15 protein-coding genes, 1 tRNA gene, 1 pseudogene and 1 riboswitch are annotated in these 20,787 nt (G+C 69.0%); of the genes and pseudogenes, 7 read left to right on the top strand and 10 right to left on the bottom strand.

The window, feature by feature from the left end; genetic code table 11:
* Window positions 1–130 precede the first annotated feature (130 nt).
* On the top strand, window positions 131–853 hold the full coding sequence (locus AB0E94_RS24575; protein ID WP_360329797.1) for a DUF3500 domain-containing protein: 723 nt from the start codon (window positions 131–133) through the stop codon (window positions 851–853).
* Window positions 816–1,088, top strand: coding sequence for a DUF3500 domain-containing protein (locus AB0E94_RS24570; protein ID WP_360329794.1), 273 nt, complete (start codon window positions 816–818; stop codon window positions 1,086–1,088). The genes AB0E94_RS24575 and AB0E94_RS24570 overlap by 38 nt, the downstream gene beginning before the upstream one ends.
* 700 nt (window positions 1,089–1,788) lie before the next feature.
* Here AB0E94_RS24570 and AB0E94_RS24565 read toward each other — a convergent pair.
* The 4 genes from AB0E94_RS24565 to AB0E94_RS24550 all read right to left on the bottom strand — a co-directional run bounded on the left by AB0E94_RS24565 (window position 1,789) and on the right by AB0E94_RS24550 (window position 5,880).
* Window positions 1,789–2,673: a hypothetical protein gene (locus tag AB0E94_RS24565; RefSeq protein WP_360329792.1), complete on the bottom strand. Its 885-nt coding sequence runs from the start codon at window positions 2,671–2,673 to the stop codon at window positions 1,789–1,791.
* Entirely contained in the window at window positions 2,670–3,908 is a 1,239-nt protein-coding gene (locus AB0E94_RS24560; RefSeq protein ID WP_360329789.1) for a crosslink repair DNA glycosylase YcaQ family protein, read from the bottom strand. Before AB0E94_RS24560 ends, AB0E94_RS24565 begins: the two co-directional genes overlap by 4 nt.
* Window positions 3,909–3,919: 11 nt before the next feature.
* Window positions 3,920–4,525 carry a GNAT family N-acetyltransferase gene (locus AB0E94_RS24555; protein ID WP_360329786.1) on the bottom strand — a complete coding sequence of 202 codons (606 nt, stop codon included), beginning with the start codon at window positions 4,523–4,525 and terminating at the stop codon, window positions 3,920–3,922.
* A gap of 128 nt (window positions 4,526–4,653) precedes the next feature.
* Complete coding sequence (locus AB0E94_RS24550) at window positions 4,654–5,880, bottom strand: saccharopine dehydrogenase NADP-binding domain-containing protein (RefSeq protein ID WP_360329783.1); 1,227 nt, start codon at window positions 5,878–5,880, stop codon at window positions 4,654–4,656.
* A 208-nt stretch (window positions 5,881–6,088) separates the two neighbouring features.
* A riboswitch (cyclic di-AMP (ydaO/yuaA leader) is annotated at window positions 6,089–6,234 on the top strand.
* Here AB0E94_RS24550 and AB0E94_RS24545 point away from each other — a divergent pair.
* On the top strand, window positions 6,234–6,761 hold the full coding sequence (locus tag AB0E94_RS24545; RefSeq protein ID WP_360329780.1) for a transglycosylase family protein: 528 nt from the start codon (window positions 6,234–6,236) through the stop codon (window positions 6,759–6,761). It overlaps the preceding riboswitch by 1 nt.
* Window positions 6,762–6,764: 3 nt before the next feature.
* Here the strand turns inward: AB0E94_RS24545 and AB0E94_RS24540 are convergent.
* Both AB0E94_RS24540 and katG read right to left on the bottom strand, forming a co-directional pair.
* Window positions 6,765–6,837 (bottom strand) — tRNA-Arg (locus AB0E94_RS24540).
* A gap of 77 nt (window positions 6,838–6,914) precedes the next feature.
* Complete coding sequence (gene katG / locus AB0E94_RS24535; protein ID WP_360329777.1) at window positions 6,915–9,110, bottom strand: catalase/peroxidase HPI; 2,196 nt, start codon at window positions 9,108–9,110, stop codon at window positions 6,915–6,917.
* A 179-nt stretch (window positions 9,111–9,289) separates the two neighbouring features.
* Between katG and AB0E94_RS24530 the strand changes: the two genes are divergently transcribed.
* Window positions 9,290–9,949 carry a response regulator transcription factor gene (locus tag AB0E94_RS24530; RefSeq protein ID WP_360329774.1) on the top strand — a complete coding sequence of 220 codons (660 nt, stop codon included), beginning with the start codon at window positions 9,290–9,292 and terminating at the stop codon, window positions 9,947–9,949.
* A 3-nt stretch (window positions 9,950–9,952) separates the two neighbouring features.
* The gene (locus AB0E94_RS24525; RefSeq protein WP_360329771.1) at window positions 9,953–11,014 is read left to right on the top strand and encodes an ATP-binding protein; all 1,062 of its coding nucleotides are present in this window, start codon (window positions 9,953–9,955) and stop codon (window positions 11,012–11,014) included.
* Here AB0E94_RS24525 and alr read toward each other — a convergent pair.
* Together alr and AB0E94_RS24515 are read right to left on the bottom strand one after the other, a co-directional pair.
* Complete coding sequence (gene alr, locus AB0E94_RS24520) at window positions 10,936–12,108, bottom strand: alanine racemase (RefSeq protein ID WP_360329768.1); 1,173 nt, start codon at window positions 12,106–12,108, stop codon at window positions 10,936–10,938. The two genes, AB0E94_RS24525 and alr, sit on opposite strands and share 79 nt — an antisense overlap.
* A gap of 11 nt (window positions 12,109–12,119) precedes the next feature.
* Complete coding sequence (locus tag AB0E94_RS24515) at window positions 12,120–13,190, bottom strand: D-alanine--D-alanine ligase family protein (protein WP_360329765.1); 1,071 nt, start codon at window positions 13,188–13,190, stop codon at window positions 12,120–12,122.
* Window positions 13,191–13,767: 577 nt separating this feature from the next.
* Between AB0E94_RS24515 and AB0E94_RS24510 the strand changes: the two genes are divergently transcribed.
* Window positions 13,768–18,519: an ExeM/NucH family extracellular endonuclease gene (locus tag AB0E94_RS24510; RefSeq protein ID WP_360329762.1), complete on the top strand. Its 4,752-nt coding sequence runs from the start codon at window positions 13,768–13,770 to the stop codon at window positions 18,517–18,519.
* A gap of 153 nt (window positions 18,520–18,672) precedes the next feature.
* Window positions 18,673–19,392 carry a hypothetical protein gene (locus AB0E94_RS24505; RefSeq protein WP_360329759.1) on the top strand — a complete coding sequence of 240 codons (720 nt, stop codon included), beginning with the start codon at window positions 18,673–18,675 and terminating at the stop codon, window positions 19,390–19,392.
* Window positions 19,393–19,395: 3 nt separating this feature from the next.
* On the opposite strand, the gene AB0E94_RS24500 is transcribed toward AB0E94_RS24505, so the two are convergent.
* The gene (locus AB0E94_RS24500) at window positions 19,396–19,692 is read right to left on the bottom strand and encodes a DUF3040 domain-containing protein (protein ID WP_360329756.1); all 297 of its coding nucleotides are present in this window, start codon (window positions 19,690–19,692) and stop codon (window positions 19,396–19,398) included.
* Between the two features lie 198 nt (window positions 19,693–19,890).
* Window positions 19,891–20,688 (bottom strand): annotated as a pseudogene (locus AB0E94_RS24495) (glycosyltransferase); the annotation flags it as partial.
* Window positions 20,689–20,787: the final 99 nt, after the last annotated feature.

The following is a 20,787-nucleotide window of genomic DNA, read 5'->3' as shown; positions in this document are numbered from 1 at the left end:
AGAAGGTTGCTCGTGATCGGAAAGAATTTTTCAGAGCTGTTCTCGCGTTTGACAGGGATTTGGGAGCGCTCCTAGATTGACGGCGCTTCCCCCTTCCGGCCGGCTCGGCTCCACCCGGCACGAGCCTGCCGTGATTGTCTACAACCTGGTCGCCGCTGCGCCGATGACCTTATCCGGGGGGTTAAAGGAGAAGGGCCGCGGTGGCCATGCCGCGGCCCTTCTTTGTGTGTCCGCACTGAGGAACCTGTCGATCTCCTTTGGCCTCGCCCGGATCCCTTGTGCCCCTTCTCCGGGTTTGTCAACAATATTGTTGCGAATCGGCGGAGGCCTCATCGCAAGGGAGAAATGCGTGAAACTGAAGACCCGGTGGCGCGGTGCCGTCACGATCGCCGCAGCCCCGGCGCCGTCCGGCTCCGCCGGCGGCCCGCCAGCCGGTGGGGGCGGCATGACGCTCACTTACGGTAGCGGTTACTACTATCTTGCCTTCCTCGGTACGCCGTCCGTCGACGGCACCTGGCAGCTCGACTTCGGCGGTCACCACCTGGCCACGCACCTCACCTACACGAAGGGGCGGGCGGTCAGCGCCAGCCCGTTCTTCATCGGGGTCGAGCCGATCAGCTACACCGACGACTCCGGCGCCACGGTCGAGTCGATGAAGGCGCAGAAGACCGCGATGGCCGCCATTTTCACCGAGAAGCGGCTGGCTGCGGTCACATTGGACCAGTCGTTCGGTGACGTGCTGGTCGGCCGGGCGGTTCCCGGAGGCGAAGGTCGGCATCGCGGTCAAGGGCCTCACGCCGAAGCAGAAGAAGCTGGTGCTGGCCGCGATCAAGCCGTGGGTGGCGAACGCTGACGACGCCACCACCCGGCAGCTCCTGAAGGTCTACGAGAAGGAGCTGGACCAGACCTTCGTGGCACTGTCCGGTGGAACCGCGCTCGACACGCACGGTGACTATGTCCGGATCGACGGGCCTAGCGTGTGGGTCGAATTCATCTGCCAGACCGGGGTGGTCTACAACGACCAGATCCACTATCACACCGTCTACCGCGACCACACCCGTGACTACGGCGGCGAACTCGACTTCTGAAGTCAGCCTGCGAGGACCGGCCGGTGGCGCTCATGCCGGAGCGTCACCGGCTTCCTCGCTCGACCGCCCGACCTTGCTTGACGCCACGCCACGCCGTTTGCGGTCCGCCGTCCGCTGTTCGCTGTTCGCTGTCCGTGGTTCGTGGTTCGCCGTCCGCGGTTCGTGGTTCGCTGTCCGTGGTTCGTGGTTCGTGGTTCGTGGTTCGTGGTTCGTGGTTCGTGGTTCGTGGTTCGTGGTTCGCCGTTCGTGGTTCGCCGTTCGCCGTTCGCCGTTCGCCGTTCGCGGATCTTGCACGAATCTTCAACCTCGCGCCGATCTTGCAGCCTTTTCCGCATCCCGACAGGAAGAAAGCTGCAAGGTCGCTCCGGCACGGTGGACCTTGCACGACAAACCGCACCCAGACGTGAAGAACCGTGCAAGATCGCTGCGAAGGTGGAGAACCGTGCAAGATCTACGAGACTGGGCGGGCCGAATCGTCGGCGAGCAGGATTTTCCGGCCTGGTGTACCGGCCTGGTGTCCCGGTCCGGTGTCCCGGCCTGGTGTTCCGGTCCGGCGTGATCGGTGCGACAGTCCGAGGGCCCGGCGCGAAACCATCGCAGGGCAGAGGGATCGACTGCGGACACGGCGAAAGCCTTGAAGAAGCTTCAAAGGTGTGCCCGAAGTCCACAAGATCGGCGGGCACGCCGACGTTGAAGCGCTCTAACGCAGCGAACCGGCCCGGAGAAGGGCGGCCTTGACGGCGGCGCGTGGGCTGGTCAGCACCGGTAGGTCGGGCAGTAGCGCGGCCGCCCCGGCCATACCCGCCTGGGCGAGCACGATCGCGTCGGCGTCCCCGGCGACGGCTCGGACGTGCGCGGCGATCGCCTTGTCGTAGGTGGCGATGTCACCGGCCTCGAAGTGCTGCCACGCGGCCAGGCATGGCGAGGTGACGACGGTGACTCGCCGCCCGGCCGACTCGGCGGTCGCACGGATCAGGGCGACCGTCGGCTCCAGAGTGGACTCCACGGTGGCGATCACGACGATCCGCTCGCCGGCCGCGACCGCAGCCTCAGCCATCGGCCGATCGAGCCGCATCACAGGCACGGTCCCAGCCGTCGGCTGGTCATGGCGAATGGGGAGTGTCGCTGGCTGGTCAGGGTGCGTGGGGAGTGTCGCTGGCTGGTCAGGGTGAATGGGAAGAGCCGCCGACTGGTCAGGGTGAATGGGAAGCGTTACCGGCTGGTCATGGTGCGTGGGAACCGTCGCCGGGTGGGCCGGGTGCGTGGGGAGTGTTGCCGGTTGGGCGGGGTGCGTGCTGGGGGAGGGCGGCTGGGTGAGAGGCGGTAGGGGCAGGGGCACGTCGGTGGCCTCCGCGTCGGCGCCGATCGTCGAGCAGGTGCAGACGATGAGGTCGGCGCCGGCGGTGGCCAGCTCGCGGAGTCGCCCGGCCAGCCCCGGCGCCGAACCGGTCCGGCGGGCGTCGGCCAGCAACGACTCGTCGACCAGGTGCAGATCGGTCAGGCCCGGTGGCGCCAGCTCGGTGAAGAGACCCCGGAACGTCGCGACGTGCACCTCGGCCGTGTGCAGGAACCCGATCGTGGTCACTCGTGGATCACCCGTGCCTCCGCCACGCCTCGTGCCCTCGCCACCTGCGCCGCCTCCTCCTCGACCAGCGCGACCTGCGCGCCTGTCAGCTTGCCGAACGTGGTCACCGTGAGATCCACCCGTTTGCGCCCGGCCATCCGGGCCCGCCACACCCCGGCGATCTCGCCGTCGACAAGCAGCGCCCCGGGATTGCCGAGGATCCGCCAGACCTCCTTCTGCCGATCCCGCCCGGGAACCAGCAGGTCACGGTCACGGGCCTGGAGCAACGGGTCCATCGGGGGCAACCAGCGCACCCCACGCGGCATCGGCGCCGACTCAAGAAGCTCGGCCGCCGAGAACGGCCCGGTAGCCGAGAAGGGCCCGGCCGTAGAGGAAAGCCCGGCCGTCGAGAAAGGCCCAGCCGTAGAGGAAAGCTCGGCCGCCGATGACGATCCGGCGGGCGATGGCGATCCGGCAGGTGAGGGCGATCCGGCTGCCGAGGGGAGCCAGGCGCGCCGCCCCTCCACCCGGACCTCGGTGAGCCTGTCGGACGGCCACACCGCCTTGATCGCGGTGGTGGTGCTGCCCAGATATTTCGCCACCTCACCCGGCCCGGCCGGGCCGAGAAACCGCAGATAAGCCTCGATCAGCCGATCAATGCCCCGGTTGGCGGCCGGGATCGCCGGAGCATCCGGGATCGGGCCGAGCATCGCGTCCTTGCCGCGGGACAGCACCTCGACACCACCGGCCAGCCCGGCATGTTGCCACACACCGCCGGAGATGTGCCGGGCCGCGCAGGACCTGCAGTCGTAGGTCAACTCGGCCGGGACCAAACGGCTGACGCCGGTGCTGGCCTCGCCGCGCGGCATCGGGGCGGTGACCACCTCCCGGAAGGCCGAGGCCGTGGCGGTGAACGCGGCCACCCCGAGCCCGGCCGCGTCGGGGATCTGGCCGCTCCTGATCCGAGCCGCGGCGTCGTCGTCACCGACCGGCCACAGCTGCTCGACCAGGGCGGGCAGGTCGGCGCGGCGGTGCAGATGCGGGGCGCCGCGGGCGGCCCACACGGTGATCAGCCGATCATCGCCAAGCTCGGCGTCGGTGCGGGCGGCCAAGGCGATCCGGGTGGAGTCAGGTGTGTACTCCTGGACACCGAGATCCAGCACGGGCAGGTCGGCGGGCCGGTCACCGGAGCGATCGGCCAGGCCTTGAGCAGCGATCCGGTACGCCATGACGCGCTCACGATCCACGTCGATCATCAGCACCTCCCTCAGCGCCGACCGTACCGCCGGGCTGCGACATTTTTCCGGCGATCGTCCTGTGGCCCGGAGCGGTTCTCCACGAACTCCCAGGTGTCCAGCGTGGCCGGCCCGTACGGCCCGTCCTGCTGAATGGGCGGCTCAGCCGCCGGACGATAGCCGCAGCGGCGGGCCACCGACGTGCTGGCGGTGTTTCCCCGGTCGATGCGCAGCAGCAGCCGGCGCAGCCCCAGCGTGTCGACCGCATAGCCGGTGAGCAGGGACAACGCCGCTGAGGCGAGTCCGCGCCGCCGAAAGGGGAGGCCGACCAGGTAGCCGAGCTCGGCCTCGTGCGCCTCGGAGCGGACGTTGAAGAGCAGCACCTCACCGAGTGGCGGCCCGCCGTCGGTGGTGATCGCGAGCTGGATCCGGCTGCCGCCGATTCGGCCCTGCTGGGCCCGGCGTAGATAGGCGAGGCCGGCCTCCATGTCGAACGGCGACGGCATCAGCGTCCAGCGGGCGATGCCCGGTTCGTCGAGGAGCGCGACCAGCTCGTCGACGTCCTCCCACCGCCATTCCCGAAGGATGACGCCGGTCCCCGTCAACCTCAGCGGGTAGGGCAATGGGCTGACGGTCACCTGTCCAATCGTGCCGGTAAGACCACCTTTGGTGCTAGTGGCGATCGAGAGGAAAGCCGTGAACGATTCCTTACCGTCCACCGGTCGGATCACGGACACCATTTCGCGGTGCAGAATCGCACCATGTCTCAGAGGCGCTGAACGGTGATCTCGAATCCGGCGTTGCGCAGGCGTTCGACCAGGGCGTCACCGATCGCGGTCGCCGGGGTGAGCACACCGCCCCCGACCTGCGGCAGCGCCTCGGTGTCGAAGGCGAGCGCGAGAGCCGATTCGCCGAGCATGACCGCGGTTGCGGCGTACCCGGGATCGCCTTTCGCCTTGACCCTCGCGCGATAGCGCGCCCCGGACGTGGTGGTGGTGAAAAGGTCCATGGTGAAGTGGCCGTTGCGCTGCGTGTCCTCGCTCGGCCCGGCGCCGGGGGCGGGCAGGAAACGGTCCAGGACGAATCGCAGTGGCGGCACCGCGAAGCCGATGACCAGCGCGTTCATGCCGGACTTGACGACCGTGGCGGCGACTTTGCTCTTCACCCGCAGGACCTCGCGGTACCGGAACGTGCGGCCGTAGGCCCAGCCGCGCAGCGCGTTGCTGCGCCGGACGACGCGGGTGTTGTAGGACGCCATCACGAACGGCGCGAGGTGCCCGCGGATGCTGGAGTCCACCTCGGACCCGGGGAGGGTGAGCATGTCGGGCTGACGGCCCAGGTCGGGCTCGGCCTGCCGGTCCGGGCTCAGCGAGTACGGGCTGGCGCCGACCTTGCGCAGCCGGGTGTCCTTCTTCATCACGTCGACCTGGTGCCGCATCGAGTCGATGGTGCCGCCGCTGATCCCGGCGCGCATGCTGGTCACCACGAGCGTCGTGTCGGTGAGTTCGCCGGCGCCGTCCCGGCTGATCTGTTCGTGCAGGACGTGCACTCCGATATCGGACGGAATCGAATCGAAGCCACACGAGTGGACGATCCGTGCGCCGGTGCGCTTTGCCGTCTCGTGGTTCTCGTCGATGCTGTCCCGGGCGAAGAGCACCTCACCGGTGAGGTCCACGTAGTCCGTGCCGGTTTCGGCGCATGCACGGGCGAGTGGCTTGCCGTACTTCGCATACGGCCCGACCGTGGTGATCACGACTCTGGTGCGGCCGGCCATCGTGGTCAGGGCTTCCGCGTCGTTCGCGTCGGCGACGACGACGGGCCAGTCCAGACCGAGACCCTCCAGTTTCGCCGCGGAACGGCCGCCCAGCGCGAGCCGTGCGCCCGCTGGAGCGTGCTCGGCGAGGTATCGCGCCACCAACACACCGACGAAACCCGAGGCACCGTAGACGATCACGTCGAACTCGCGCTGTTGATCGTTCATGTCCTCGCCCATGGCTGAGGATTGTGCACCCTCGGTGGAGGGTTCCGCACCTGTTGCGCCACGCCGAATTCAGCACGTTAGCCACACAAAGGAAGATCAAAGCGGCTAATTTGTGACTTACAACTCCATTGCCGCGTGTCGCATAACCAACCAGCAGCGCGGCGAATCGGCAGCCCGAAACAGAGCGGGCACCGTGGTCGGAACGCCGAGTCCAGCCGCCGACCACGGTTCGACGAACCAAAGGCATGGAGCGGGGGACCCAAGAGTTCCTCGGCGCTACGGCGCCTCGGGGTGAAGCCGCGAACGCGGCCGGGCACCTCTGCCCGAACCCGACAGCTGACCTCGTAGGCGTGGAGGACAAGCTCATGGCTCAGATCGGAAAACAACTCCAACGCGCGGTCGGCATGATGGCCGTCGGACTCGCCGGAAGCGTCGCCCTCGCCGGGCCCGCGCACGCCGACATCAACTGGGAGGCGATCGCGCACTGCGAATCCGGGGGCAACTGGAGCATCAACACCGGAAACGGTTACTACGGGGGACTCCAGTTCAGCCGGAGCACGTGGCGCGCCTACGGCGGCACGAAGTACGCGGACACCGCGAACCGGGCTTCCAAGTCCGAGCAGATCCGGATCGCCGAACGGGTGGTACGCGGGCAGGGCATCGGCGCGTGGCCGACGTGCGGCCGGCGGCACGCCTACACGGCGGCGTCGCGTGGCAGCGTACGGAAGGTGCATCGGACGACCGGAAGCTACGTGGTACGGCGTGGCGACACGCTGGCGCGGATCGCGGCCCGGCACGACGTCAAGGGCGGGTGGCGTGCGCTTTACCGTGCGAACTCGGATGTGCTGAGCAGCCCGCACCGGCTGCGGGTGGGGCAGCGGTTGAAGGTCTGAGAGTGGGCCCGGCGCGACTTGAACGCGCGACCTACCGCTTAGGAGGCGGTTGCTCTATCCACTGAGCTACGAGCCCGACGTTGCTGAGGGTACCAGCAGGCGAAGCCCGGGTCGGTACGGCCGACCCGGGCCCGCCGGGAAACCACCTGACGATCAGGCCAGGTCGAAACGGTCCAGGTTCGCGACCTTGACCCACGCCTGGACGAAGTCGGTGACCAGCTTCTCCTTGGCGTCGTCGCTGCCGTACACCTCGGCCTGGGCGCGCAGCACCGAGTTCGACCCGAAGATCAGGTCGGCCCGGGTGGCGGTCCACTTGACCTCGCCGGTCCGGCGGTCGCGGCCCTCGAAGGCCTCGCCGTCGGAGTCGGTGGCCGACCAGGTGGTGCCGAAGTCGAGCAGGTTGACGAAGAAGTCGTTGGTCAGCACGCCCGGCGTCTCGGTGAAGACACCGTCCTTCGAGCCGGCCGTGTTGGCGCCCAGCACACGCAGGCCGCCGACCAGCACGGTCAGCTCCGGCGCGGTGAGGGTGAGCAGCTGCGCGCGGTCGACCAGCAGCGCCTCGGTGGGACGGTTGTGGCCCTTGGCGAGGTAGTTGCGGAAGCCGTCGTGGGTGGGCTCCAGCACCGCGAACGACTCGGCGTCGGTCTGTTCCTCGGTCGCGTCGGTACGACCCGGGGTGAACGGCACCTCGACGTCGAAACCGGCGTCCTTCGCGGCCTTCTCCACGGCGGCCGAACCGGCCAGCACGATCAGGTCGGCGAGGGAGATCTTCGCGCCACCGGCCGCGTCGAACTCGGCCTTCACGCCCTCCAGCACGCCGAGCACCTTGGCGAGCTGGGCCGGGTCGTTGACCTCCCACTGGTTCTGCGGGGCGAACCGGATGCGGGCGCCGTTCGCGCCACCGCGCTTGTCGGTGCCACGGAACGTCGAGGCCGACGCCCACGCGGTCGCGACCAGCTCGGCGACCGACAGGCCGGAGGCCAGCACGGTGGCCTTGAGCGCGGCGACGTCGGCCGGGCCGACCAGCTCGTGGTCGACCGCGGGCAGCGGGTCCTGCCAGATCAGCGGCTCGGACGGAACCTCCGGGCCGAGGTAGCGGGCGATCGGGCCCATGTCACGGTGGGTCAGCTTGAACCACGCCTTGGCGAAGGCCTTGCCGAACGCCTCCGGGTCGTCGTGGAACCGCTTCGAGATCGGCCCGTAGACCGGGTCGAAACGCAGCGCCAGGTCCGAGGTCAGCATCCGCGGCTCCTGGCGCTTGCCGGCGTCGAACGCGTGCGGCACCAGGTCCGAGCCCGCGCCGTTCTTCGGGCGCCACTGGTGCGCGCCGGCCGGCGACTGGGTGAGCTCCCAGTCGTACGCGAAAAGGATGTGGAAGAACTCGTTGTCCCAGCGGGTCGGGTGGTAGGTCCAGGTGACCTCCAGACCACTGGTGATCGCGTCGGCGCCGACACCGGTGCCGAAGCTGCTCTTCCAGCCCTGACCCTGTGCCTCGATCGGGGCGGCCTCGGGCTCGGGGCCGACGTTCTCGGCCGGGCCGGCGCCGTGGGTCTTGCCGAAGGTGTGGCCGCCGGCGATCAGCGCCACGGTCTCCTCGTCGTTCATGCCCATCCGGCCGAACGTGTCCCGGATGTCCCGGGCCGAGGCCAGCGGGTCCGGGTTGCCGTTCGGGCCCTCCGGGTTGACGTAGATGAGGCCCATCTGCACGGCGCCGAGCGGCTTGGCCAGCTCACGGTCGCCGCTGTAGCGCCTGTCGTCCAGCCAGACGTCCTCGGTGCCCCAGTTGACCTCCTCGGGCTCCCAGACGTCGGGGCGGCCGCCGCCGAAGCCGAAGGTCTCGAAGCCCATGCTCTCCAGGGCCACGTTGCCGGCCAGGATCATCAGGTCGGCCCACGAGATGTTCTTGCCGTACTTCTTCTTCACCGGCCAGAGCAGCAGCCGGGCCTTGTCCAGGTTGCCGTTGTCCGGCCAGCTGTTCAGCGGCGCGAAGCGCTGCTGACCGGAGCCGCCACCGCCGCGGCCGTCGAAGGTCCGGTAGGTGCCGGCGCTGTGCCACGCCATCCGGATGAACAGCGGGCCGTAGTGGCCGAAGTCGGCCGGCCACCAGTCCTGCGAGTCGGTCAGCAGCGCGTCGATGTCCGCCTTCACAGCGGCCAGGTCGAGGGCGTTGAAGGCCGCGGCGTAGTCGAAGTCGCCGCCGTTCGGGTTGCCAGCCGGGGAGTTGGCGTGCAGAACGCCGAGGTCGAGCTGGTTCGGCCACCAGTCCCGGTTGGCCCGGCCGCCGTGCGAGCCGGAGCCGCCGTGCGCGACGGGGCACTTTCCTTGAGCTGCGGCGAGTTCGTCTGCCACGAAATCCTCCGGGTAGCGAGCGATGAGAGTCGGCTCGCAGTCTGCCCTGCTTTTCTGGAACGAGTCAAGAAAAGGAGGAGGGGCGTTCGACACCCGGCGGGCGGAGATTCCGCTGATTTCGCCCGTGAAGTTATCGTGGCTGCCGGATCGGCGACGATAGGCGGGGGAGGTAACAGAGCGTGCGCGTACTGGTGGCTGACGACGAACGGATACTCGCGGACACGGTGGCTGACGGCTTACGCCAGTTCGCCATGGCCGTCGACGTGGTCTACGACGGTGACAGCGCGTTGGAGAAGATGAGCGTGCACCGATACGACGTCGCGATCCTGGATCGTGACATGCCGGGCATCACCGGCGACGAGGTGTGCACCCGGGTGGTGGACTCCGGGCTGGACACCCGGCTGCTGCTGCTCACCGCCGCGGCCGGGATCCGGGACCGGGTGGAGGGCCTCGGGCTCGGCGCCGACGACTACATGACCAAGCCGTTCGCCTTCGCCGAGCTGGTGGCCCGGGTGCAGGCGCTGGCCCGGCGTTCCACGGCCCGGCTGAAACCGGTGCTGGAGCAGGACGGCGTGGTCCTCGACACGATCCGGCACTTCGCCTCCCGGGACGGGCTGACGCTCACCCTGACCCCCAAGGAGTTCGCCGTGCTGCGCGTGCTGCTGCGCGCCGGTGGACAGGTGGTCAGTGCCGAGGAACTGCTCGAACAGGCCTGGGACGAGAACGCCGACCCGTTCACCAACTCGGTCCGCGTGACGATCATGACGTTGCGCAAGAAGCTCGGCGAACCGGCCGTCATCCACACCGTGCCGCGCGTGGGTTACCGGCTGGGGCGGTGACGTGTGCTCGCGCCGAGCCGGCGTGTGCTGCTGATCGGCGGGCTCGCCTTCCTGGCCGGCGTCGCCGCGCCCACCCTGCTGCAACCACTGCACTCCTGGCTGCGCATGGCCGGCACGCTGATCTGCGGCCAGGCCGAGGACCGCGGCGTGATCTGCCGCTCGATCGCCGACCATCAGGGCTGGCAGGTGCTGCTCGCGCTCACCGTCGGAACGGCGGTGCTGGTGGTCGCGGGGCGGGCCGGCGCGCGCTGGGCCCTCGACCCGTTCCGCCGGCTGGTCCCGGCCATCGCCAGCGTCGGGCCGCAGAACCTCGGGTACCGCATCAACGCCGGTGACGGCTGGGACGAGGTCGCCGATCTGTCCCGGGCGATCGACGCGATGATGGACCGGATCGTCACCGGTTACGAGGCGCAGCGGCACTTCGCGGCCAACGCGGCGCACGAGTTGCGCACCCCGCTCGCGGTGCAGCGCACGCTGATCGAGGTCGGTCTCGGCCGGGCCACCACACCGGACAAACTGGACCTGGTCGCGGCGCAGTTGCTGGCCACCAACGAGCGCAACGAACGCCTCATCGAGGGACTGCTCGTGCTCAGCGAATGCGACCGGGGTCTGGCCGCGCGGGTGCCGGTGCGCCTGGACACGGTCGTCGGCACGGTCCTCGACGACTACGAGGCGCGGGCGGCCGAAGCAGGTGTGACGATCACCCGGCGACTCGCCGACCGAACCGTCCGCGGTGAACGGGTCTTACTCGAACGCCTGGTCAACAACCTGGTGCAGAACGCGATCAAGTACAACCGGCCCGGCGGCACGATCACCGTCGAGGTGGGCGCACGACCCGCCCTGTCGATCGCCAACACCGGCGACGACGTGCCACCCGATGCCGTGGTCGGGCTCTTCGAACCGTTCCGCAGACTGTCCGGCACGAGGATCGACCACAGCGGCGGCGCCGGGCTCGGCCTGGCCATCGTGCGGGCGATCACCCGAGCTCACGACGGGGTCATCTCGGCGCACTCCACCGGCCGCGACGGGTTGCGGGTCGAGGTGTCGTTCGACTCGACCGAGTAGTGGACCCGGGGCACCCGTGTCCCGATGCCGGTCAGGATCTCGTGCGCGTTCGTGCCCGCCCAGCCGGCCCACTCGCTGACCGTCGGCTCGCCGCCCTCACCGGCACCGAAGATCACCACGCGGTCGCCCGGCACCACCGGGTGGTCACCGGCGTCGACCACCACCTGGTCCATCGCCACCCGGCCCACGATCGGGCAGCGGACCCCGCCGATCGCGACCGACGCCCGGTTGCCGGTGATCCGCGGCACCCCGTCGGCGTAGCCGGCCGGCACCAGGGCCAGCGTCGTCTCCCGGTCGGTGACGAACTCGGGGCCGTAGGACACCCCGGTGCCCGGCCCGACCCGTTTGGTCAGGATGACCGTGGACTCCAGGGTCATCGCGGGACGCAGCCCGAACACCCGGCCCGGGATCGGCTCGGCGCCGTAGAGAGCGATGCCCGGCCGTACCAGATCGAAGTGGGTCTCGGGCAGTTGAAGAACGGCGGCCGAGTTGGCCAGATGCGTCAGCGGCGCCGCGACGCCCGCCTCGCGGGCCGCGGCCCGCGCCTGGTCGAACGCCTCCAACTGCCGCCGCAGACCCGGGTCGGCCGGGTCCTCGGCATGGGCCAGATGTGACCAGACGGCCCGGATCTCGATCAGCCCGGCATCGCGCAGTTTCACGGCGGTGGCCAGCACGTCCGGCCACTCCGCCTCGGTGGCGCCGCCGCGGGACAGGCCGGTGTCCGCCTTCAGATGCACGGCCGCGACCCGGCCGGTGCGCTCCGCCGCCCGGGCCAGCATCGCCAGCCCGGTCGTCGACGAGACCGACACGTCGATGTCGGCGAGCACCGCCTCGTCCAGGGTCTCGAAGGGGGCGTACAGCCACATCAGGATCGGCGCCGTGATGCCCGCCGACCGCAACTCCATGGCCTCGCGCAGGGAGGTGACACCGAGCCAGGAGGCGCCGCCGGCCAGGGCCGCCCGGGCCACCGCGACGGCGCCGTGGCCGAACCCGTCGGCCTTGACCACGGCCATCACACCCGACCCGGTCGCGGCACCGGCCAGCAGCCTGGTGTTGTACGCGATCGCGTCGAGGTCGATCAGTGCCCTGGTCATGGCCGCCGCGGTCACGATCGGCGCGGTCCCGCTGCGAGCGCGGTGGTGAACAGGCGGTCGAGCAACTCCGGGTACTCGACGCCGGCCGCCCGCCACATCTGCGGGAACTGCGACAGCTCGGTGAACCCGGGCAGGGTGTTGACCTCGTTGAGCACCGGCACGGTCCGTCCGTCGATCTCGGAAAGGAAGAAGTCGGCGCGCAGCAGGCCGGCGCAGCCGAGCGCGCGGAAGGCGCGACGGGCGGCGTCGGACAGAAGCTCCAGGTGAGCCGGGTCGAGCTCGGCCGGGATGCGGAACTCGACCATGCCGGAAGTGTACTTCGCGTCGAAGTCGAAGAAGCCCTCCTGGGACTTCAGGTTGATCTCCAGTGCCGGGCCGACCTCGATCGAGCCGTCCGGGTTCTGCAGCACCGAGAGGTCCACCTCGCGGCCCACCACCGCCACCTCGATCAGCACCTTCGTGTCGTGCTCGCGGGCGTGCCGGACGGCGCGCGGCAGATCCGCCCAGTCGTCGACCCGGGAGACGCCGACGCTGGAGCCGCTGCACGACGGCTTCACGAAGACCGGCAGGCCCAGCCGGGCCTTGTCCTCGGCGCTGATGTCCTCGTCGTCGCCCTCGCGGAGCACCACACCGTCGGCCACCGCGATGCCCTCGGCCGCGACGATCTTCTTGGTGAACTCCTTGTCCATCGACGCGGCGCTGGCCAGCACGCCGCTGCCGACGTACGGCACACCGGCCAGGTCGAGCAGCGCCTGGATGGTGCCGTCCTCGCCGTACGGCCCGTGCATGACCGGGAACGCGGCGTCCACCGACTTCAGGGCTTCGAGCGCGTCGGTGAGGCTGCCGATCGGCGTCCGGCCGTCGTCCGGGTGGGACGCCCCGGACACGATGGTGTCCGCGTTGTCCGGGCCGGCGTCCACGCCGACCTGCCAGCGGCCGTCGCGGGTGATGCGGATCGGCGTCACTTCGTACCGTGAGCGGTCCAGGAAGCGGAACACCGATGCGGCCGAGCGGCAGGAGACCTCGTGCTCCGCGCTCTGGCCTCCGAAGATCACCGCGACCCGTACCTTGGAACTCTGCATCCGGGCATTGTCCGGCATGGGCCGTCCGGTGATCGTCAGCGATGTCCTTATGTTTTCTTTATATCGGGTGAGACCGGACACCTAACGGTCACTAAGGGTGACGCCTCGATATCGGTCCCCGGGCCGCTGACGAGTTAACTGATCGATACCTGTGAAATCTCCCGGTAACACGGCGCGGTGGCGGATATCAGGCCGCAATCCCGGCGATCCTTCGTTTCTGTGGTTTGGGCGACAGAACGGACCTATCCCGTCCCGTCGTCCGCGGATGCCCTGGTGAGCGCGTTCCTAGTCGGAGGGATGGGTCCGCTTTACGGGACATGACGGGGGGTCTACGATTCGGCGACTGTACAAATGCGAACAATGAACGGCCGGAAAACCCTTGATCGCAAGGGCTGTCCATGGCCTTTCCGTTACCTTCCCGAGCTTTTTTCGTCACCATCGATACCTACGCTCCGGCGGATCTACTTCGTTCGGAGGGTCCACCTCGATGCGTTCCTATATACGCAGCGTGGGTGCCGCCGGATGGTCTCTCCCGGTACCGAGCCCCGCAGGGTTCCGTGCGCTGGGTGCTGCCGTCATGGCGACCGCGCTTGGTCTCAGCCTCACCGGCCCGGTGGCCGCGGCCACCGATGTGCCGTTCATCAGCGAGATCCACTACGACAACACCGGCACCGACGCTGGCGAGGCCGTTGAGATCGAAGCCCCGGTCGGTTACGACCTGAGTGGCTGGCAGCTCTACCTCTACAACGGCAACGGTGGCGCCACCTACACGCCGACCACCACGCTCAGCGGCGTCGTCCCGGCCGCCGGTGTGCAGTCGTACGCCATCAGCGGCCTGCAGAACGGTGCGCCGGACGGCATCGCGCTGGTGAAGCCGGACGGCACCGTCGCCGAGTTCCTCAGCTACGAGGGCGTGTTCACGGCCAGCAACGGCCCGGCGGCGGGGACCACGAGCGTCGACATCGGAGTGTCCGAGTCGGAGGCCACCCTCGTCGGGCAGTCGCTGCAGAAGATCGACGGCGTCTGGAAGGCCGCGGCCACCAGCACTTTCGGCACGAAGAACACCGCTTCCACGCCGGAGGAGCCGGATCCCGAGGAGCCGGGCGCCGGCTGCGCGGCCACGGTCACCCACACCATCGCCCAGGTTCAGGGCACCGGAACCGCCACCCCGCTGGCCGGCTCCGTGGTGACCGTCGAGGGCGTCGTGACCGCCGACCACCGCACCGGTGGTTACAACGGCATCTACATCCAGACCGCCGGCAGTGGTGGCGACCGGCCGGTCGCCGCGGGCGCCGCGTCGGACGGCATCTTCGTCTACCTGACCTCGACCGCTGCGAACCACCCGACGGTGGCGATCGGCGACGTGGTCCGGGTCACCGGCACGGTCAGCGAGTACAACGCGCTCACCCAGATCACCATCGGCGCGAAGACCGACGTGCAGGTCTGCTCCAGCGGAGCCACCCTGCCCGCCCCGGTCGCGCTGACCCTCCCGCTGTCCGACGAAGCCCGTGAGTCCGCCGAGGGCATGCTGGTCGCCCCGGTCGGCACCTACACCGTCTCGGACGTCTACAACACCAACCGGTACGGCGAGGTCATCCTCGCCGCCGGCAGTGTCCCGGCCCGGATCCCGACCGACATCGCCCGTCCCGGCAGCGACGCCGCGAACGCGCAGAAGGCCGCCAACAAGGCCGGCCGCATCCTGGTCGACGACGCCAAGACGACCAACCTGGCGACGGCCGGACTGCCCCCGACGTACATCACCAAGGACGAGCCGCTGCGCGTCGGTGACACCGTCGAGAAGTTCAGCTCCAGCGTGCTGAGCTACGGCTTCAGCGAGTGGCGTCTCCAGCCGGCCACCCCGGTCGACTCGGCCACGCCGGCGATCTCCCGTACCACCTTCAAGGCCTCCAACCCGCGCACCAGCGCGCCGGCCGAGGTCGGCGGTGACATCAAGGTCGCCAGCTTCAACGTGCTGAACTACTTCGTCCACTTCGGTGGCGAGGCGCGCGGCGCGGCCGACGAGGCGGCCAAGGAGAAGCAGGAAGCGAAGATCGTCTCGGCGATCAGCGCCCTGGACGCCGACGTCGTCGCGCTCATGGAGATCGAGAACTCGGTCCGCTTCGAGACCGTCGAGACCCAGCTGGCGCTCAAGACGCTGGTCGGCGAGCTCAACGCGGTCGACGGCGCGGGCACCTGGGACTACGTCCGGTCGCCGGCCGAGCTGCCGACGCCGGCCGAGCAGGACGTCATCACCAGCGCGATCATCTACAAGCCGGCCAAGGCCACGCCCAAGGGCGCGTCGAAGTCGATCAACGACGAGACGGTCTGGGGCAACGCCCGCGAGCCGATCGCGCAGACCTTCCACTCCGGCACCATCGACTTCACCGTGGTGTCGAACCACTTCAAGTCGAAGAGCGCGTCGGTCACGCCGACCGGCGACAACGTCGACACCGGTGACGGGCAGGGCGCGTACAACGGCGACCGGAAGCGCCAGGCGGCGTCGCTGGCCACCTTCGTCGAGGGCCTGGGCACCGACAAGGTGATCCTGCTCGGCGACTTCAACTCGTACGGCCAGGAGGACCCCCTCCAGGTCCTGTACGACAAGGGCTACGCCGACGCGCACGCCACGCACGCGCCGGACAAGTCCTCGTACGTCTTCGGCGGCGAGTCCGGCTCGCTGGACCACGCGCTGGTCACCGGCGAGTTCGCGAAGCGGATCACCGGCGTCGACATCTGGAACATCAACTCGGTCGAGTCGTTCGCCTTCGAGTACGACGGCTACGCGCCGTTCTACGAGGACGGCCCGTTCCGTTCCAGCGACCACGACCCGGTGGTCGTCGGCCTGGAGACCGGCCTGATCGCGCCGGTCAACCTGCAGCTGCTGAACATCAACGACTTCCACGGCCGGCTCGAGTCGCCGACCACCGTCAACGGCCAGGCCGTCGGTGGCGCCGCTCAGCTCGTCGGGCTGATCGACCAGCTGCGGGCCGCGAACCCGAACACCGCGTGGATCTCGGCCGGTGACAACATCGGCGCCTCCACGTTCATCTCCGCGATCGACAAGGACAACCCGACGATCGACGCGCTGAACGCGGGCGGCCTGGCCGTCTCCGCGGTCGGCAACCACGAGTTCGACCAGGGCATCGCCGACCTGACCGGCCGGGTCTCCGACCGGGCGAACTTCCCGCTGCTCGGTGCGAACGTCTACACCGAGGACGGCAAGCGCGTTCTGCAGGCCTACGACGTCCAGAACGTCGGCGGCGTGCGGGTCGGCTACATCGGTGTCGTCACCGAGCAGACCGGCTCGCTGGTCAACCCGGACGGCATCAAGGGCATCAAGTTCCACGACCCGATCGCCGAAGTGAACACTCTGGCCGCGCAGCTCTCCGACGGCGACGAGGCCAACGGTGAAGCCGACGTGCTGGTGCTGCTCGCCCACGAGGGTGCCGCGAGCGACAACATCACCTCGGCCGAGACCCTCCAGGCCGACCCGGTCTTCGGGCCGTTCACCAAGGTGAGCGCCGAGATCGACGCCATCGTCAGCGGTCACACCCACCAGCCGTACGCCTTCCAGGTGCCGGTTCCGGGGGTGCCCGGCAAGACCCGTCCGGTCGTCCAGGCCGAGGACTACGGCGAAAAGCTCGGCAAGATCGGCCTGACCTACGACCCGGCCACCGGTGAGGTCACGTCCTCCACCTCCGAGCTGATCACGGTCACCGGCTACCCGTCGAACACCGCGGTTGCGAACATCGTCGCGGCGGCCAAGACGAACGCCACCGAGCTGGGCAAGGCCGAGCTGGGCAAGATCTCCGGGGACATCCTCCGGGCCTACACCAGCACCGGCGCCGAGAACCGTGGCGCCGAGTCGGTCCTCGGCAACTTCATCGCCGACGCCCAGCTGGACCAGACCAAGGACGCCGGTCGTGGTGGCGCGCAGATCGCCTTCATGAACCCGGGTGGTCTGCGGGCCGACCTGAAGTACGGCACCGACGGCACGATCACCTACTCGCAGGCCTTCGCGGTGCAGCCGTTCTCCAACGACGTGGTGACCCGGACCCTCAAGGGCTCGGCGATCAAGGCGGCGCTGGAGGAGCAGTGGCAGCCGGCCGGTGCGGCTCGTCCGTACCTGCACCTCGGTGTCTCGAAGGGCTTCACCTACTCCTTCGACGCGAGCCAGCCGCAGGGCAGCCGGATCATCGCGTCGTCGATCAAGCTGAACGGGGTCACCATCGACCCGAACGGCGACTACCGGGTGACGACCAACTCGTTCCTCGCGGGTGGTGGCGACAACTTCCCGTCGCTGATCAGCAAGGTCGGCGTGGTCACCACCGGTGACAACGACCTGACCATGCTGGTGAACTACTTCGCCCAGAACACCCCGATCACCGCGGACACCGTGTTCCGTGCCACCCCGGGTGTCCTCGACGGCACCGCCCCGACCGGCACCTACGCCCTGAACACCGCGGCGATCTGGACCGGCCAGACGGTGACCCTGACCGAGACCGCGCTCGACGACGACGTCAGCGACAACTCGAAGATCACCCGGGTGGTCAACTGGGGCGACGGCACCGCGACCGAGACCCTGACCGCCGCCACCGCGACGCACACCTACGCCGCGGCGGGCAGCTACCAGGTCACCGTCACGCTGACCGACGAGGCCGGCAACAGTGGCACGGTCTCCGCGCCGTCCACGGTCGTCGTCTCCACGCAGACCGGTACCTTCAGCCTCAGCACGAAGTCGATCTGGGTGTCGCAGTCGGTCACCCTGAACGTCGCCGGTGTCGCCAGCGCCACCGACCTCGCGGTGAACTGGGGCGACGGTGTCACCACCACGACCTCCGCGAACAACGGCACGGTGTCGCACGCGTACACCAAGGCGGGCCGGTTCTCCGTCACCGTCACCCCGCGGAACGTGGCCGGGGCGGGCAAGTCGGTCACGGTCGGCACCGTGGACGTCGTCAAGGACGTCTACAAGCCCACCGTCCGGCTCACCGTGCCGTGGTTCAAGGCGTTCAAGTCGTCCTGGAAGAGCATCAGCGGAACGGTCGTCGACAAGGGCGTCGGCGTCGCTTCGGTGAAGGTCAAGCTGATCCAGGAGCGTTCCGGCAAGTGGTACTACTACTCCGCCGGAAAGTGGACCAAGGCCACGTCGAAGTCGGTCGCTTCGGCCAAGGCGGCGGTGCTGGTCGTCATCCCGGATGCCAAGGGCAACTGGAAGACGGCGATCAGCGGTGTCGACCGTGGCACGCTGCAGATCAGCTACTGGGCCGGTGACAAGGCGGGCAACAGCTCCACGGCCGCCTACTACGCCGTCCGGATCACCAGGTAACACAGTTTGACGAAGGCCCCCGCCGAAAGGCGGGGGCCTTTTCGTATCACTGGCTGTATAACGCTTTCGCCACGCATACGGCCGGCGCCCGCACGCCGGCCGTATCACCTGCCGTAACCGGTATCTTGATCACCGGGCTGGAGGTGTGGGGGGATGGGCACTCGGGCGGCTCGATCCTCTTGGATCGTTCTACTCGTCGGACTTGCGCTTCTTGTCGCAGGTATCGCACTTTCACTCGGTGGCAGCGCGGACTGCGCGGCCGTCGAGACGCGGGCAGGCAACAAGTGCATCACTTACGGTGACGGCGCGGCCCGCACGCTCGACGAGACGGCCACCGAGGAGCACCCGGCCGCGCCGGTCACTCTCGGTCTAGGTGGGCTGCTCGCCGCCGCCGGGGTCTGGCTCGTCTTCTTCGCCGACCGCTCGGTCCGCCCGGCCACCGGTGTCGGCGACCGGATCGAGCTGGCCCGCCGGTACGGCTGGCGGTTCGCCGACGTCGACCGGGAACTGCTCGCCGACTGGGCCGACAACCCCGACTTCGGTGCGGACCAGCCGGCGTACGCGGTGCTGCGCGGCTCGTTCGAGGACCTGGAGTTCGTGGTCTTCGACTTCCGACGGCCCGGTTCCGGAACGGCCGGCACGGCGTGGGTCGTCTACCTGCCGCACCCGTCCCGGACGTTCGTCGAGTGGGCGACGACCCAGCAGCCGCTGTACCGTCGCCCGCTCCACAAGGTCGGCGTCCGTGCCGACGCGATCGTCGACATCGGCCGGGAGCAGCACCGCTCCACCGAACCGGACGCCGTCCTGCGGCAGATCCGCGCCCTGGCCGAGATCGTCCAGCGATTCGAGGCTCAGGCCGCGGCCAGCTCCTGAGCTTCAGGCCTGGCGGTAAGCGGTCTCGGACCGCTGCCGGCGCCACCGGTAGACCGCAGTGGCGAGGGTGATGACCGCCCAGGTGGCGACGATCGACGCGGCGATCCACCAGCCGACGACGCCGAGCACGACGGCGGCCACCGTGATCACGGCGGCGAGGATGAACAGTGGTAGCGCAGAGCGACCGGTCGGTGACACGCTGAAGTTGCCGCCGCCCATTCGGGCACAGAAGTCGGGATCGTCACGCTGAAGCTGACGTTCGAGTTGGGCCAGTCGCCGGGTGTCCTCTTTGCTGAGCATGTCCGCTACCTTCCGGTCCGCCGCGCCGGTGAAGCATGGATCGAGGTGGGGCGATCTCGATCTGGAGCCCATTGTTACCTGTGAGTTGCCGTTGTGATACGTCTCCGTGTGCCGATTTTTCAGTCCGTTCCGTTCCGGACAACGGGACCTGTGGAAATCCCCTGACTTCGGGTACAACGGTCCGGCTGATCAGCGGTGGCGGCCGAACTGTGTGCGCAGCGCATCGAGCGGAATGCGCCGGGTGACGAGAGACCGGATCAATCGGATGATTCCCCGCAGATCGTCCAGGGCGGTCGGGATGATGTCGACACGACTGTCCGGATCGTCCACCCAGTCGACCGGCACCTCGTGGACCCGCAGGCCGGCCCGTTCGGCCAGGACCAGCAGCTCGGTGTCGAAGAACCAGGACGTGTCCTCGACCAGTGGCACCAGGCGGTGTGCCACGTCGGCGCGGATCGCCTTGAAGCCGCACTGTGCGTCACTGAAGCGGGCACGCAAAGTCACCCGAAGGATCAGGTTGTAGACCCGCGAGATGATCTCCCGCTTCGGGCCGCGCACCACTCGCGCGCCACGCGCCAGCCGAGAGCCGATCGCCAGGTCCGAATGCCCGGAGAGCAACGGCGCCACCAGCGGGAACAGCGCGCCGAGATCGGTCGAGAGATCCACGTCCATGTAGGCGAGGACCGCCGCGTCGGAACGCGTCCAGACCTGCTTGAGCGCCCGGCCCCGGCCCTTCTCGGCCAGGCGCGCCACCCGGACCTCGGCGAACGTTCCGGCGAGCCGCTGCGCCACGGCCGGCGTGCCGTCGGCGCTCGCGTTGTCGGCGATGGTGATCCGGAACCGGTAGGGGAAGTTCGCCGCGAGGTAGCCGTGCAGCCGGCGGATGCTCGGCTCCAGATCGATCTCCTCGTTGTGGACCGGCACCACCACATCGAGCACCGGCGCGACGACCCGGCTCGTCGCCTCGTCCCGCGAGGCCAGCGTCGAAAGGCTCATGCGACAAACCTCCGCCGCGCGCCTTTGCCGCCGATATAACCACCCTTAGAAGGGCCTGTGATTCCAAATCAGATTGTGGTACGGCCACAACTCCCACCA

Origin of the sequence: Actinoplanes sp. NPDC026670 (genome assembly GCF_040638175.1) — a bacterium.
Lineage (GTDB): Bacteria > Actinomycetota > Actinomycetes > Mycobacteriales > Micromonosporaceae > Actinoplanes.
This window is presented reverse-complemented; position numbering and strand designations above follow the sequence as displayed.

Excerpts from the sequence above, each read along its gene's own strand:
- alr (WP_360329768.1), bottom strand. The coding sequence starts at position 12,108 with ATGACCAGGGCACTGATCGACCTCGACGCGATCGCGTACAACACCAGG.
- AB0E94_RS24505 (WP_360329759.1), top strand. The coding sequence starts at position 18,673 with ATGGGCACTCGGGCGGCTCGATCCTCTTGGATCGTTCTACTCGTCGGA.
- AB0E94_RS24545 (WP_360329780.1), top strand. The coding sequence starts at position 6,234 with ATGGCTCAGATCGGAAAACAACTCCAACGCGCGGTCGGCATGATGGCC.
- AB0E94_RS24560 (WP_360329789.1), bottom strand. The coding sequence starts at position 3,908 with ATGATCGACGTGGATCGTGAGCGCGTCATGGCGTACCGGATCGCTGCT.
- AB0E94_RS24550 (WP_360329783.1), bottom strand. The coding sequence starts at position 5,880 with ATGGGCGAGGACATGAACGATCAACAGCGCGAGTTCGACGTGATCGTC.
- AB0E94_RS24500 (WP_360329756.1), bottom strand. The coding sequence starts at position 19,692 with ATGCTCAGCAAAGAGGACACCCGGCGACTGGCCCAACTCGAACGTCAG.
- AB0E94_RS24515 (WP_360329765.1), bottom strand. The coding sequence starts at position 13,190 with ATGCAGAGTTCCAAGGTACGGGTCGCGGTGATCTTCGGAGGCCAGAGC.
- AB0E94_RS24510 (WP_360329762.1), top strand. The coding sequence starts at position 13,768 with ATGGCGACCGCGCTTGGTCTCAGCCTCACCGGCCCGGTGGCCGCGGCC.